General features: G+C 44.8%; 14 protein-coding genes. 10 read left to right on the top strand and 4 right to left on the bottom strand.

Going from position 1 to position 13,501, the window contains the following annotated elements:
- Window positions 1–2 precede the first annotated feature (2 nt).
- Window positions 3–803, top strand: coding sequence for a ribonuclease H family protein (locus tag AC27FN_RS04460; protein ID WP_487166815.1), 801 nt, complete (start codon window positions 3–5; stop codon window positions 801–803).
- A 219-nt stretch (window positions 804–1,022) separates the two neighbouring features.
- Here AC27FN_RS04460 and AC27FN_RS04455 read toward each other — a convergent pair whose 3' ends face one another.
- Complete coding sequence (locus AC27FN_RS04455) at window positions 1,023–1,703, bottom strand: SDR family NAD(P)-dependent oxidoreductase (protein WP_487166814.1); 681 nt, start codon at window positions 1,701–1,703, stop codon at window positions 1,023–1,025.
- 182 nt (window positions 1,704–1,885) lie between these two features.
- On the opposite strand from AC27FN_RS04455, the gene AC27FN_RS04450 reads away from it, so the two are divergent.
- On the top strand, window positions 1,886–2,743 hold the full coding sequence (locus tag AC27FN_RS04450) for an alpha/beta hydrolase (RefSeq protein ID WP_487166813.1): 858 nt from the start codon (window positions 1,886–1,888) through the stop codon (window positions 2,741–2,743).
- 115 nt (window positions 2,744–2,858) lie between these two features.
- On the opposite strand, the gene AC27FN_RS04445 is transcribed toward AC27FN_RS04450, so the two are convergent.
- Together AC27FN_RS04445 and AC27FN_RS04440 are read right to left on the bottom strand one after the other, a co-directional pair.
- Entirely contained in the window at window positions 2,859–3,227 is a 369-nt protein-coding gene (locus AC27FN_RS04445) for a hypothetical protein (protein WP_487166812.1), read from the bottom strand.
- Between the two features lie 51 nt (window positions 3,228–3,278).
- Entirely contained in the window at window positions 3,279–4,019 is a 741-nt protein-coding gene (locus AC27FN_RS04440; RefSeq protein ID WP_487166811.1) for a demethylmenaquinone methyltransferase, read from the bottom strand.
- A 301-nt stretch (window positions 4,020–4,320) separates the two neighbouring features.
- Between AC27FN_RS04440 and AC27FN_RS04435 the strand changes: the two genes are divergently transcribed.
- From AC27FN_RS04435 to lrgB (AC27FN_RS04405), 7 genes are all read left to right on the top strand, one after another.
- Window positions 4,321–6,078 carry a LytS/YhcK type 5TM receptor domain-containing protein gene (locus tag AC27FN_RS04435; protein WP_487166810.1) on the top strand — a complete coding sequence of 586 codons (1,758 nt, stop codon included), beginning with the start codon at window positions 4,321–4,323 and terminating at the stop codon, window positions 6,076–6,078.
- Entirely contained in the window at window positions 6,059–6,796 is a 738-nt protein-coding gene (locus AC27FN_RS04430; RefSeq protein WP_487167051.1) for a LytTR family transcriptional regulator DNA-binding domain-containing protein, read from the top strand. The genes AC27FN_RS04435 and AC27FN_RS04430 overlap by 20 nt, the downstream gene beginning before the upstream one ends.
- Window positions 6,797–7,204: 408 nt before the next feature.
- A complete protein-coding gene (locus AC27FN_RS04425; protein ID WP_487166809.1) occupies window positions 7,205–7,681 on the top strand; it encodes a CidA/LrgA family protein in 477 nt (158 codons plus the stop codon).
- Window positions 7,682–7,695: 14 nt separating this feature from the next.
- Entirely contained in the window at window positions 7,696–8,472 is a 777-nt protein-coding gene (gene lrgB / locus AC27FN_RS04420; RefSeq protein WP_487166808.1) for an antiholin-like protein LrgB, read from the top strand.
- Window positions 8,473–8,798: 326 nt separating this feature from the next.
- Window positions 8,799–9,053 (top strand): hypothetical protein, encoded by a 255-nt coding sequence (locus AC27FN_RS04415; protein ID WP_487166807.1) that lies wholly within the window; start codon window positions 8,799–8,801, stop codon window positions 9,051–9,053.
- A gap of 670 nt (window positions 9,054–9,723) precedes the next feature.
- The gene (locus AC27FN_RS04410; protein WP_487166806.1) at window positions 9,724–10,179 is read left to right on the top strand and encodes a CidA/LrgA family protein; all 456 of its coding nucleotides are present in this window, start codon (window positions 9,724–9,726) and stop codon (window positions 10,177–10,179) included.
- A 26-nt stretch (window positions 10,180–10,205) separates the two neighbouring features.
- Window positions 10,206–10,964, top strand: coding sequence for an antiholin-like protein LrgB (gene lrgB / locus AC27FN_RS04405; RefSeq protein WP_487167050.1), 759 nt, complete (start codon window positions 10,206–10,208; stop codon window positions 10,962–10,964).
- Between the two features lie 77 nt (window positions 10,965–11,041).
- Here lrgB (AC27FN_RS04405) and AC27FN_RS04400 read toward each other — a convergent pair whose 3' ends face one another.
- Window positions 11,042–11,674: an HAD family hydrolase gene (locus AC27FN_RS04400; protein ID WP_487166805.1), complete on the bottom strand. Its 633-nt coding sequence runs from the start codon at window positions 11,672–11,674 to the stop codon at window positions 11,042–11,044.
- A 344-nt stretch (window positions 11,675–12,018) separates the two neighbouring features.
- Between AC27FN_RS04400 and AC27FN_RS04395 the strand changes: the two genes are divergently transcribed.
- Window positions 12,019–13,440, top strand: a complete 1,422-nt coding sequence (locus AC27FN_RS04395; RefSeq protein ID WP_487166804.1) for a C69 family dipeptidase — start codon at window positions 12,019–12,021, stop codon at window positions 13,438–13,440.
- Window positions 13,441–13,501 lie beyond the last annotated feature (61 nt).

Genomic DNA, 13,501 nt, shown 5'->3' with positions numbered 1-13,501 from the left:
GCATGGCAGGTCATAAGTTTTACGCAATTGCTAAGGGAAAGGTTCCTGGGATTTACACCACTTGGTCGCAAGCTAAACAACAAGTCGACGGCGTGGCTGGGGCGCGATATAAGAGTTTCCCAACTAGGCAGGAAGCCCAAGCATGGTTAGATGCAGGTGGTCAATATCAAAAGAAGGCAACGGCCAAGTCAGCGATTAATCGAGTTCGTAATCCACGACCTGATGAAATTGTCGTATACTCCGACGGTGGTTCACGAAACACGGGTAATGTCGCTGGTGGTCATGTCAGAAGTGGTGATCCAGCTGCCTGGGCCTACTTAGTTCAAACGCCGACAGATCAATATTTTGACTCACAAGGCGAATTTGGCGCAACCAACAATAAAATGGAGCTCACTGGTTTATTGACGGCGTTGCGTGCCTTAGTCGCAACTGGTCGGCAACAGGCACCAATCGTAGCGGTTCTCGACTCGAAATATGTGTTAGATGCCATTACCCAACGATGGCTAGTAGGATGGCAACGGCGTGGCTGGCGCAAGAGCAATGGCGAAGTTGTGGCTAATCAAGCACTTTGGCAAGCGATGAGCCAGGTGCTGTCCCAGTTTAAACAGCTTCGTTTTGAATGGACGAAGGGGCATGCAGATAATCGCGGGAATGTATTTGTGGATGAATTGTTGAATCGAACGATGGATGTCATGAGTGCTGACAATCCAACCGGTAAACACGATGGCGTGCAACCTTTGGCGAAGGCGCAGTCGGCAGTGGATGAAGTGACACCGAGTGACCACCAAATAGATTTGTTTTAAATAAAATTTGTTAATAAAAGCCTTTGGGACATAACTTATAAAAGGTGGTTGGCTTCGTCTTTTGTGTACTACGTCGCCATGGTCAAAACGTGCGACAAGCGCCTGAGCGCTGTACCTAGCAATAAAGTGGGCACCTTCCATACTTTTGGAAGGTGCCCACTTTTTCGCTAGTGATCGCTCTCAATTCGGCGTTATGCCCCACTCTTTTTTGATGGCGAACTATTCAGGAATTAAATCATGATAGGGTAATTCAACCGGAGTTCGCTCTTCAAACAACTTATAGTAGGCTCGCGCGATATTATCTGGATCTTGGTTTTCCTTTTTGCCCTGGCGAATATACGTATTAATGGTGACCATGCCGGCGTAAACAGCTGACTTCTTTTTCGTTAAGTCTTCGTTTAAAGTAATCACATAGTTGCGCATGGCAGCTTTTTCCATGGCCTGCAAGGCAGCATTTGTTGACGGCTTGGCACCCGCAATACTGTTCGTAAATAATAACGCGGTTGGTTCAGTAGTAGCAGTTAATTGCGGTAGGGCAGCCTGAACGATGGCGACAGGAGCTACCGCACCAATTGTGAGGCCGGTCTGGACCAGCTCAGCCGTCATCTTAGTTGGCGCAATTCCTGGTCGGTAAGTGGCGTTAAAAATAACCGCTCGTAATTGTCCGAGCGACTTAATTTGGTCGAAGGCAACGGTAATCGTGTCTAATTTGGTTAAATCGGCGGTCAGAATTGTGGTCTTGATATTCAAAGCCGCCAGTTCATTGGCAGCCGCTTTTAATGCCGCTTGGTCGCGAGAAATTAGGGCGATATCAAAACCGTGTTGTGCAAATAATTTTGCTTGACCTTGAGCTAAACCTGTCTGGCCAACGCCGACGATTGCTAAAATTGGATTTGCCATTTTTATTGTTCCTCCTTAATAGGGTTGTTCAAAATGAGTATAAGCGTGTCGTGTCACAATGTCTGTCTTTAATGCTTACAAAAGTGAACCAACTAAAGATTTCTCAAAGGGTGGTAACACTGCTAGTCACCGGTGGACAAAAGGGGTACAGTGACAATGATTAATTCACGGGAGGAAAGGCTATGCATAGACGCATTTGGACCATTGCAGGTGCGATAATTCTTGTCTTGGGCGCCAGCTTTACCTTATTCAAAAAAGTAACGAGTATTGGCGTGGCGCCAGAGCCTTTGACTGCTGCTAAGGTGAACGCAAACGTTCATCAGACCCATATCCCGACCATTTTTATGCCTGGTTGGGGCACCTCTGCGAATTCATTTAATCAAATGATTGGCTACATGCAAGAACAACATACAGCCGGCAAAGTAATGCGAATCAATGTTGATTGGTTGGGGCATATCCATGTGTATGGTCGTTTGAAGGCGACTGATGTTAATCCGCTGATTCAAGTAACCTTCTCCCGGAATTTGGCGAACACGTATCAGCCACAGGTCAAATGGCTCAATCAGATTTTAATCCTCTTGAAACAACGCTATGGGGTGACACAATATAACGCCGTAGGTCATTCTTGGGGTGGGAGTGCCTTAGTCAGTCAGTTGATCCGCTACGGCAATGACACGCGGTTGCCTCGGTTAAATCGGATGGTACTGTTGGGAACTCCGGTAGATGAAGGCGCTAATCATGCCAAGGACTTATTCAGCAATGGTAAGCCGAAACGTCCCACCCGGATTTATCGACAACTAATGGTCGATGCACCACATTTATTGGCCAATCGTAATGCCCAGATTGATAATGTCTATGGGTCAACGGATGGCGAAGATACGGATAATGCTGTTCCAATCGTTCAAGCTCAGTCGTTACGTTATTTGACCGCCGGACGAATCTCAAATTATCATGAAATTTTACTCAAGCATATGAATCATCACCAAATTCATACGACGGTGAGGAGTTTTAAATTAGTGACGAAGTTGTTGTTTAAATAACGTGTTTTGAACCGCGAATAAACGAAAACGATCCCTATCTTTTTGCCAGTACAGGCTGAAGATAGGGATCGCTATTATTCAGATCAATTTAAATACTAGCGCAAAGAAGCCAAGTTTAATGGCGCGTGGCGCGCAAAGAACCAGTCTGGTGATTTTTCAGTTGGTTCGCTTTGAATCTGAGCGAAGCAGCCTCACCTTCAAATTTAAAATGGCGCAATCGCCCATGATAGGGTTGCCCCGCAGCACGTACACGGGCCCAACGATCCATTTCATTGGCCATCGACAGGGCCGTGTCGCGACGTTTAGGGGCGCCCTCATTAACTGCCGCAGTGGCAATATCGTCTCTTAATGAAGCCGTTAAATTGTGATTATAATCGACTAATGCTTGGGTTATTGGCGCGTCTTTGTAACGATTAAAGAGTCGCTCAATGTAGCGCATTGCATCCTTACTGTCTTTGGGCTGATAGTAGCGTTCTTCCGACACAATGAATCCCTGACTTTCATAACGTGATTTGGTGTTAGTGTACGCGAATTTTTAATGACTGTAAACGGGCGTTGCGGTTGGTTTAAATCCAGTGTGGCAGGCAGCGGCGCCAAAGGTAAACCGTTGAAAGGCGACGTTAGTAAATCCTGCCGTTTCAAAGGCTTCTGATAACGCTTGGTAACTAGGGAATGTGGCCGTTGTGCGTTGTAAATAGTCATATTCATCATGAGCATGAGCGAACACTTGACCAAGCCACGGCATGATTCGGCTAAAGTACCAATGCCAAAGCGGCCGAATGATTGGCGCAGTTGGTTGTGAACTCTCTAAACAAATCAGCTGACCACCTGGTTGCAAAACGCGTAAAATTTCTGCGAGACCGGCTGCTCGATCGGCTAAATTACGTAAACCAAAGCCAATCGTGACGACAGCGAAAGTGTCGTTTGGAAATGGTAAGTGTAAGGCATCACCGACGATGACGGTTGCTTGATCGGTCAAATCTTGGGACGCGATTTTTTTCTGGGCGATGCTAACCATTGCACTACTGAAGTCTACGCCGACGACCTGACCTTTAGACCCCACACAATTAGCTAACGCAATCGTCCAATCACCTGTGCCACAACAAAGGTCTAAGGCCAGATCACCTGGTAAGATAGTTGTGATTGACATGGCGCGTTGTCGCCACTTTTTGTGCTGACCAAGTGAAATAATATTGTTCATGCGATCATAGCGTGGTGCCAATTTGGTGAACAACGCTTGAACACTGGCAGGCCGTTTGGGCGAGGCTAATGGCATATGAGCAGCTCCTTACTTGTTATGGTAGTTATGCGCGTTTAACTACTAATGCGACGCGACATCCACGTTTAATATAAGGGTTTCAAGACAGACCCGCAAGCGGATAGGTGACGACAACATTTAGAGGAGCATCGAATTGGAGACAGGATTAATAGGCATCTTGACCGTTTAAAAATGGTTATGGAAGATTCGGCACCAGCGGCATTTAGTGCTAAATCGTTAACCGCTTAAACACGTTTGTCTTTCAGAGATGCGATTGTCACGCGTATAATAGATGTAAGTTTGTGAGAGGAATGTAACCATGCTGACTTTATTTTTACTAATGATGCAGCGCGTCGGCCTAATCATTATCTTGGCTTTCATGCTTGTTAATGTTCGCTACTTTCGTCAGCTACTAAAAGATCGGGATACGTGGCCGGCTAAAGGGATTTTAATCATTATTTTTGCGTTATTTGCCATTATTTCTAATTTAACCGGCGTGGAGATTACCGCCCATAATACGCTCATCTCCAGTACGTGGTTGACTGGCCTGCCGGCGACTGACTCCATTGCCAACACTCGGACACTGGCGATCACAGTCGCTGGTTTGGTCGGTGGCCCAGTTGTGGGGAGTATTGTTGGCCTAATTGCCGGGGTTCATCGGGTGATCCAAGGAAATGGCTCTGACTTATTTTACATTGCCAGTTCACTGTTGGTGGGCATCTTGTCTGGGCTTGTTGGTCAACACAATGCAGATCGAAATCAGTATCCCAGCACGACAACGTCAGCATTGCTTGGCCTGTCAATGGAAGCAGTGCAAATGCTATTCATTTTTGGGTTTAGTCATGCTGGGTTTGCACTGGTCCGCTTGATTTTCTTTCCCATGATGATTTTAAATAGTGTGGGGACATCGATCTTTATGTCAGTCATCTCGGCTTATTTACACCAAGAAGAGCAACTACGGGCTGTGCAAACGCACGATGTGTTGGAGCTGGCTGATCGAACGTTACCCTTTTTTAGTTCTGGCTTGAATGAGGCCAACGCGCAGCAGGCGGCCACGATTATTCGCAATTATACGAATTTTGATGCCATTGGCATTACTGATTCCGTCGATGTGTTGGCCCATGTTGGGGCCGGCAGTGATCACCATATTCCGGAAAAAGAAGTGATGACCAGTTTATCGAAAACGGTCCTAGCAACTGGCGAAATGAGAATTGCCCATAGCAAAGTAGAAATTGGTTGTCCGCATGCGGATTGCCCATTAGCGGCGGCGGTAGTGATTCCCCTGATCGTGCAGCAACAAGTCGTGGGCACCCTAAAAATGTACTTTACTAATGCGAAGAATTTAACGCCCGTCGAAGAACAGTTAGCAACTGGTTTGGCCTCGATTTTCTCTAGTCAGTTGGCCTTGGGAATGGCTGAGGAACAGTCGAAACTAGTCAAAGATGCGGAGATTAAGTCTTTGCAGGCTCAAGTTAATCCACACTTTTTCTTTAATGCGATCAATACGATCTCGGCGCTAATGCGAACGAACGCGGATAAAGCACGACAATTGTTGTTACAGCTGTCGACTTATTTTCGGACTAATTTACAGGGCGTTCGTGAGACCGAAATTACGCTCCAGCAGGAACGTGAGCATGTTGAAGCCTACTTGTCACTTGAGCAAACGCGGTTTCCTGATAAATATCAGATTCATTTCAATACTTCGGTTCAAGATACCGTCATGTTGCCACCATTCACCATTCAAGTGCTAGTGGAAAATGCGCTGCGTCATGCGTTTGGTGATCGACGGTACGGTAATCAGGTGTGGGTTAACGTCCGCCAACTGTCGGCGGCACTGCAGATCGAAGTGATTGATAATGGCTTAGGGATTGATGCCGAGTTATTGCCACAACTCGGCCATCAAATTGTTAAGTCGGCCAAGGGGAGTGGAACCGCCTTGGAAAATTTGAACGCTCGACTAACGGGGCTTTATGGCCAAATGAGTCGTTTACATTTTGAAACGGGCGTGACAGGAACTCGCGTAAGTTTGATCATTCCGGAAAAGGAGGTTGTCGGTGATGAAAGTGCTCATCGTTGATGATGAACCATTGGCACGTGATGAGTTGGAGTATTTGTTAAGTCAAAATCAGGTGGTGACTAAAGTGCAACAAGCGGACTCCATTGCTGCGGCGATTACCCAGCTAGTTGCAACACCAATGGATCTGGTCTTTTTAGATATTTCGTTAAGTAACGAAAATGGCTTTGATTTAGCTGATAAATTGCACCAATTAGCCACACCACCGCTTGTTGTCTTCGCGACCGCTTATGATCAGTACGCGGTTCGGGCTTTTAATATTGACGCGATTGATTACGTACTAAAACCATTTGAACAACGACGAATTGATCAAGCCCTTGCCAAAGCTGAGACGGCTTTGCAGACGCGCGGTGTTGACCAGCCGGAAACAAACACCATGCCGATGCCGAGGGCAAATGCAGTGATCTCGATTACCGAAGATGAGAAGACACGGGTATTGAAACAACGCGATATTCTGGCGGGCTTCGTCGAAAATGGAGAATTAGTCATTATCACTAGCACGCAACGGATTGGGGCACACCAGACGTTGAGCTGGTTACTGACCCGTTTGGCACCTGAGCAATTCATGCAGATTCATCGCAGCATGGTTGTGAATGTAAACGCGGTTTCAGAGGTCGAACCTTGGTTTAACCACACGTACCAAATCACGCTGACAAATGGAGAGAAGATGCCTGTCAGCCGCTCTTTTGTTAAAGACATGAAACAGCGGTTGAACATGTAAGGTCGATCACAATTTGATTAAATCTTGGCGCGCGGAACAAAGTCAGCTTACTTTGTTCCGCGTTTTGGCGATTTTAGTTTGGTCTCAGCTTTTTCTGACGACAGCTTGTTGTTTGTAGTTATTGGCACGACAGGTTTACTGGTGTCGTGAATAGCTAGTTGATTTAACTATGCGTTTTATCGTATTTGCTAGGTGTCAGCAAACGCATAAGTTCAAACGTGATCAAAGTCAACGGATGTGCTTGTCATTTCATCACTTGATTATGGCATTTCGAGCGCGTTTTTTGACCTTTGACAAGTGAAACAGCAATTAGAGCGCGGATATTCGTAAAATGATGATGTTAGGTGAGATGAATTCATGTTCTCATCATTGTTACGCAATCATTCACATGACTAGGAGGTCATTGTCATGGCAGCAAAGCAACCTAGCTCTAATCAACCAGCACCACAGGCAGCAACTGGCGAAAAGACGCCGGCAGCACCAATTCTTATTCAGATTGGGATCTACGCCACGATTCTTTTTATTTCGTGGTTAATCTCAGAATTCTTTGCGAAAACCTTTCCCAAGTTTCCTTTGCCAACACCAGTGATTGGTTTAGTGCTCTTGTACTTAGCATTAACCTTGAAAATCGTGAAGGTGGAGTGGGTAGATTCATTCGGCGGCTTCATGATTAGCCTGATTGGTTTCTTGTTTGTGCCTTCAGGGATCCAGTTGGCTGGTACTTTGGGAATCTTGCAACATGAAGGGTGGAAGCTAATCGTCGTCATTATCTTATCCACTGTGATTCTCTTGGTCGTGGTAGCATACACGACACGGTTATTTATTTGGATTCGAGTCCACTTATTCCACGGTGACGCAGAAGTTGACGCGAAGGATAAACAGTAGAAAGGAGCACAATCATGTCATTTACCATTCTTGCAGCGACGGCACCAGTTATCACTGGACCATTAGCTTACTTTGCAACACCATTCTTTGGCATTTTCTTATCCGTAATTGTTTATTTGTTAGGTCAATGGTTATTTAAGAAGTTCAATGGCTTCTTTCTCTTTCAGCCCTTATTCGTCGGTATGGTCTTAGGGATTATTGCACTGATTGTGTTAGCAAAAATGTTAGGTATGGATACCGCGAAGTTTTACACGATGGCCTACAAACCAGGAGGCGATATCATCTTCTGGTTCTTGAACCCAGCGACGATCGCGTTTGCCGTGCCATTGTACAAACGTAATGATATTGTCAAAAAATTCTGGTTAGAAATTCTGCTGTCGCTCATTATTGGGGCCTTTGTATCCTTGTTCATCATCTATGGTATCTCAAAGGCCTTCGGGTTGAGTAACATCGGTATTGCCTCAATGCTCCCACAAGCAGCAACGACTGCGATTGCCTTGCCAATTTCGACCGCAATCGGTGGTAACGCCGCCGTTACGGCCATGGCCTGCATCTTGAACGCCGTGATCATTTACGCGCTTGGTGGTTGGCTGGTTAAGGTGTTCCGTTTGAACTCTGATCCAATCGGGACTGGACTAGGATTAGGAACTTCTGGACACACCGTTGGTTCAGCGTTCGCGTTGGAACTCGGTTCAGCCCAAGGTTCGATGGCTGCGATTGCGGTGGTTATTATCGGAATCGTGATTGATATCGTTGTACCGATTTTCTCGGCAATTGTTAATTTACACTAATTAGAATAACCATTAATGATGGTAGTGACGACACTGAGTCTCTTTGAGACAACGTGTCGTTTTTTTGGTGGTACGGAAACAAAATATTGAGGTCGATAAATCATAAAACGCTTACATGAACGACGTAAAAACTTCTAATCTGAGGTGTAATCAGTTATAACAGGATTGGGTGATTGTCGTAGTTGAGTGAGATGCACTTTGTAACACTAAACCGCACAAATGTAGTCCTAATAACAGCACGCGATTGCATCGCAATTAAGTTGAACTATCATAAATGATTGGTTTCAACATTTTCATACGAGATCTCTTAAAGGGAATGAGTTAACGTGAGCAAAGATTGGTTAAGTCAGCTAAAACAGCTGCACTTAAAAAAGCAAAATGAACAAAAAATCATTGTCGAAGGCATCAATGAATTGAACTCGGGCGTCGATGAGGGACGGGTCATCAAAGATTTACAACAAGCCTTTGGTAAATTAGCTTTATCAAAGAACATTTCGGCGGAAGCACTGGCGCTTTATACCGCTTTGCAAAAACCAAGTATTGGACATGATGTAGGACTTGGCATTGGAACCTGGGTTTGAAGTTTTTTACGAGTCAGTAATTTTGGAAAGTAGCGTCCTGCATCAGTAAAACAGGCATCATAAATCTGTTCAAACGAAAGTTGTATGAGATAAAGGACGCATAGTTTATTATTAAGCGCTGTCTACGCAGAGGTAGCGAGTTGCTTAATTTGATTTCGGCTTTAGAATATCTGTTTCATAAGGACTAGCCGTAAGTGTTATTTGCCGATCATCAGGTAAATGGCCGATAAATAGCAACCAATTATTAAACAAAGAAGCGCATAGAAATGGCAATAGGCCCGTTTCTATGCGCTTTTGACGTGCAAGCATATGATAACGGGATCATTGGAAAGATAGCGTGGTGTGACTAAACTGTCTTTTGACCACAGATCAATTATTTTGAGGTAAAGCTAGTTTCGGATCGCTTTTAAAGCTTACGATCAGCTAATCGCGGAAAACCATCAACTAGTCGTGATTAGCATCAAATTTGGGTTGTTCCTACGAATAGCTTGTGAATTTTGTGATTTGGCCTAAATGTTATGAACAAACTTTAACAAAATGTCGATAAATTATAAAGCGCTTACAATGCCGATACAAAAGCTTCTAATCTGATACGTGATCAGTTATAATGCAAGAAAAGAAACTCAATTTCACAAACTCAAGCTTGCTCAATTGAATGGAGGAAACGTTGATGGAGAAGTCAAAGAACACACCAAAATCAGCGCCAAAGCCTGCACCGATTTTGATTCAAATTGGCGTTTATGCAACTGTCTTGTTTGTTTCTTGGTTGATTTCTGAGTGGGGGGCGAAAACCTTTCCCAATTTTCCACTACCGACACCAGTAGTGGGGTTAGTGCTCTTATATGTCGCTTTGAATTTGCACATTATTAAAGTTGAATGGGTGGATGGCTTGGGGGCCTTTTTGATTGGCATTATTGGCTTCTTGTTTGTTCCATCAGGGATTCAACTAGCTGGTACTCTTGATATTCTGGGCAAAGAGGGTTGGAAGCTCATTGTTGTCATCATAATTTCGACGGTGATCTTGCTGGTTACGATTGCTTATTGTACGCGGCTTTTTATTTGGATGCGCGTTCACTGGTTGCACCAAGATGCTCACGTGGACACAGAAACGAAAGATGAGAGGTAAGCAAAATGACAATTGGTACGTTACTAATGGCAACAGCACCCGTTGTTAAAGGACCTTTGGCCTACTTTGTTACCCCATTTTTTGGCATTTTTCTATCGATTGTGGTCTTTTTACTGGGTCAATGGTTATTTAAAATTTCGCATGGGTTCTTTTTATTTCAGCCCTTATTTGTCGGCATGGTTGCCGGGATTTTAGCGTTAATGGCGTTAGCCAAGCTGCTTGGGATGAGCACCGCGGCCTTTTATACGCAAGCTTATAAGCCGGGTGGTGACATTATCTTTTGGTTCTTGAACCCGGCTACAATTGCCTTTGCAGTCCCATTGTATAAGCGTAATGATATTGTGAAGAAATTTTGGAAAGAGATCTTATTAGCGTTAGTTGTTGGTTCTTTTATTTCTTTAACGTTGATTTATCTAGTAGCTAAGGCCATTGGATTAAGCAAATTAGGGATTGCATCAATGTTGCCACAGGCTGCGACGACCGCGATCGCATTACCAATCTCAGCGGCGATTGGTGGCAGTCCGGCAGTTACGGCTATGGCATGTATCGTTAACGCAGTGATTATTTACGCATTAGGTAAGTGGCTAGTGAAGGTCTTCCGGTTAGACTCTGATCCAATTGGGACAGGGTTAGGTTTAGGAACCTCTGGTCACACGATTGGTTCGGCCTTTGCCTTGAGTTTAGGGTCAGTCGAAGGATCAATGGGGGCCATCGCGGTGGTCATCATTGGTATCGTTGTCAATGCAGTCGTGCCAGTCTTTGCTAGTTTAGTTGGTTTACGTTAATTAGATTAAAAAACATTATAAAAACGGCATCCATTTATTCTTGATGGATGCCGTTTTTATAATGATGAAGTTGTCATTTACCCAATTAAATTCAGTAAATCGTGCGGTTGATCCAAGACTTCATCGCTATCACGAATAAGCGATTGGGCTTTTGGGCCACCCCATGTTGCTAAACCAAATGTAAGTCCCGCTGCATGGGCTGCTTGTAAATCATAAATTGTATCGCCGATATAGATTGTTTGGTCAGGTGCTAAGCTTAATTTAGTCAGGGCCAGTTGCAGTGAGTCAGGCGACGGTTTTCCGCGTTGAACTTCATCAGCAGTTACGTGGCCATCCATGAACTGATCTAATGGAAAATTAGTCACGAGATCACGTTGATATTCAGACGCTAGCTTTGACGTCACGATGGCTGTGGTTAGCCGAGGATTTTCGTGGAGTTGTTGGAGAACGGCCTCGATGCCAGGGTAAATGCGCATCGTATCATAGGTCGATTTTGTATAATTTTGCCAAATATCGATTAAGCCTGGAATTTCATCATCGGGGATGCCAAGTTGTTGAAATGCAATTTTGCCGGTCGTGCCAAATGTCTGGGCCAGTCGCTCATACTCAAAATGCCGACCGGTTTCATCTAATGCCTGCTGCATGGCAAGCATGTACATTTTTTCAGAATCAAGCAAGGTTCCATCTACATCAAAAAGAAAGTTCTGCATCTAAAAGTAGCCTCCACCGTTATTGAGTTAATTTAGATTAATTATACCAGAGCTGATTGATAGAACTGAGAAAAGCTGTTTCATTAATCAGATGAAAACCGTGCCCAACCAGAAACCCTGCTCGGACTCATCCGGTTTGGCTCGTATTCTGGTGTAAACGCGCTCGCCAGACCTGAGTCCTGTGCACAACCAACAACCCTAACCGGGCCAAGACCGCCCAATTACGGTTGTCCGTTGTTGCTCGGACTCACCCGGTCTGGCTCACGCTCTGGCTTCATAAATTAAAGAGGAGTAAACTTATTTTTAAATATAAAAATGGATATTAAGAAAGGATTGAACCAGTAATGAAATGGGATAAAGCTTGTACTACCGTGTTAGTCGGAAAAAAGGCCTCAATTGATGGCTCCGTCATGGTTGCCAGAAATGACGACACCTTTTTGCCAATTGCACCACAACGGGTCATAATGCGACCAGCTGTCACTGGTCGGCATGAAGAACTGGCGTCAACGCAGAATGGGTTTAAAGCACCACTTCCGGAAAATGGTTATCGTTATCAAGCAACACCAAATGTCGATGTCGCTGGTGAGGGTATCTACGATGAAAGCGGCTTTAACGAGAAAAATGTTGCTATGTCTGCCACAGAAAGTGTCTATGCCAACGAAAAGGTACTTGCTTACGATCCACTGATTCCAGACGGCATGGCAGAAGATACGATGCAGACGATGGTCTTGCCATTTATTGATTCTGCTAAGGATGGTGTTCGTTATCTAGGGGAACTTGTGGCAAAATACGGTTCGCCAGAAGGTAATGGGGTTATTTTTGCTGATCAAGACGACATTTGGTATATGGAAATCGTGACGGGACATCACTGGGTGGCTTCCCGGATTCCAGACGATGCTTATGTCGTAGCCGCAAATCAGGTCGGGCAAGAACAAATCGATTTTAATGATCCGGACAACTTTATGTGGTCAGAAGGGATTCGTGAATTTGTCGCCGAGCATCATTTGAATCCGGACAAAACGGGCTGGAACTTTCGCCATATCTTTGGTACCGACACAGAAAAAGACCGGCATTACAACACACCACGCGTTTGGTTTGCGCAACGGTATTTAAACCCAGAGATCAAGCAAAATCCGGAGTCGAGCGATTTACCATTTATTTGTCATGCTAGTCGGTTAATCAGTTTGGAAGATGTTGAATATATCGAAAGTTCTCACTACAATGAAACACCCTTTGATCCATTAGGTCACGGTAGCGACGAAGACAAGACACGTTATCGAGCGATTTCATTGAACCGGACACAGCAGAGTCACATCTTGCAGATTCGGACTAATGTCCCAGCGGCAATTTCTGCGGTGATGTGGATTTCCATCGGAATCCCGGCTTATACGCCATATCTGCCGTTTTACGCCAATGCGAGGGACACCGACCCCAGCTTTGCTAACACGTCCATGACGTATAATGTGAAAGACGCCTATTGGATGTACCGGACCGTTTCGATGTTAACCGAAAGTCACTACAGTCATTTTATTCAGGCTGATACTGATTATTTGAAGGAATGTCGTGAGGCGTTACGTCGATTGATTGAGACGATTGACCGGCAAGCACAGACGCTAAGTGGTGAGGCCTTAACTGCTTACTTGACAGAACAAAACCACGAAGTCGTCAACCAGATGCGGGATAAGACGATGGCGTTCATCGGCCAATTGGTGACAGACGGACTGGGAATGTCTAAACTGACCTTTAATATGGATGTTAACTTGTAAGATTTTAAAATATTGCAGGATAAAATAAACTATATGCAACTTGATAGAAAGTTCGTGTTGG

The organism is Furfurilactobacillus sp. W61-4, from assembly GCF_057545565.1.
The sequence above is the reverse complement of the archived record's forward strand: the minus strand, read 5'-3'. Positions and strand labels throughout refer to the sequence as shown.

Bases quoted from the DNA above. Each gene is read 5' to 3' on its own strand.
- AC27FN_RS04460 (WP_487166815.1), top strand. From the start codon at position 3: ATGGCAGGTCATAAGTTTTACGCAATTGCTAAGGGAAAGGTTCCTGGG.
- AC27FN_RS04455 (WP_487166814.1), bottom strand. From the start codon at position 1,703: ATGGCAAATCCAATTTTAGCAATCGTCGGCGTTGGCCAGACAGGTTTA.
- AC27FN_RS04450 (WP_487166813.1), top strand. From the start codon at position 1,886: ATGCATAGACGCATTTGGACCATTGCAGGTGCGATAATTCTTGTCTTG.
- AC27FN_RS04440 (WP_487166811.1), bottom strand. From the start codon at position 4,019: ATGCCATTAGCCTCGCCCAAACGGCCTGCCAGTGTTCAAGCGTTGTTC.
- AC27FN_RS04435 (WP_487166810.1), top strand. From the start codon at position 4,321: ATGCTGACTTTATTTTTACTAATGATGCAGCGCGTCGGCCTAATCATT.
- AC27FN_RS04430 (WP_487167051.1), top strand. From the start codon at position 6,059: ATGAAAGTGCTCATCGTTGATGATGAACCATTGGCACGTGATGAGTTG.
- AC27FN_RS04425 (WP_487166809.1), top strand. From the start codon at position 7,205: ATGGCAGCAAAGCAACCTAGCTCTAATCAACCAGCACCACAGGCAGCA.
- lrgB (WP_487166808.1), top strand. From the start codon at position 7,696: ATGTCATTTACCATTCTTGCAGCGACGGCACCAGTTATCACTGGACCA.
- AC27FN_RS04410 (WP_487166806.1), top strand. From the start codon at position 9,724: ATGGAGAAGTCAAAGAACACACCAAAATCAGCGCCAAAGCCTGCACCG.
- lrgB (WP_487167050.1), top strand. From the start codon at position 10,206: ATGGCAACAGCACCCGTTGTTAAAGGACCTTTGGCCTACTTTGTTACC.
- AC27FN_RS04400 (WP_487166805.1), bottom strand. From the start codon at position 11,674: ATGCAGAACTTTCTTTTTGATGTAGATGGAACCTTGCTTGATTCTGAA.
- AC27FN_RS04395 (WP_487166804.1), top strand. From the start codon at position 12,019: ATGAAATGGGATAAAGCTTGTACTACCGTGTTAGTCGGAAAAAAGGCC.